1 protein-coding gene is annotated in these 274 nt (G+C 29.6%); it reads right to left on the bottom strand.

All coding sequences use genetic code 11. From position 1 onward, the window contains the following. Positions 1-190: PfkB family carbohydrate kinase (locus AYC59_RS08235; protein ID WP_369323994.1), on the bottom strand; the 190-nt coding region annotated here is incomplete at its 3' end. Positions 191-274: the final 84 nt, after the last annotated feature.

The following is a 274-nucleotide window of genomic DNA, read 5'->3' as shown; positions in this document are numbered from 1 at the left end:
GTTTGACAGGTAGATTAGGAATAAATTCAGTTTTATCTTTATTCATAAAGACAACACCATTTTTTCCAATAGTAATGTAGACATTAATTATCCCTCGTTCAATTAATATTTTAGCGACTTTATTCATACTTTTGTTATCTGTAATTTTAGCTCCGGTAAGTAATTCTACTCCGATTTTGTTTGGTTTAATTGAATGGAAAGTTCCATCACATTCTTTTACCTAAACAGCTTTTGCAGTAGATACTAAGTCGATTATACCTTTATCGTGTATACT

Source organism: Pseudostreptobacillus hongkongensis (assembly GCF_001559795.1).
Taxonomy (GTDB): Bacteria; Fusobacteriota; Fusobacteriia; order Fusobacteriales; family Leptotrichiaceae; genus Pseudostreptobacillus; species Pseudostreptobacillus hongkongensis.
This window is presented reverse-complemented; position numbering and strand designations above follow the sequence as displayed.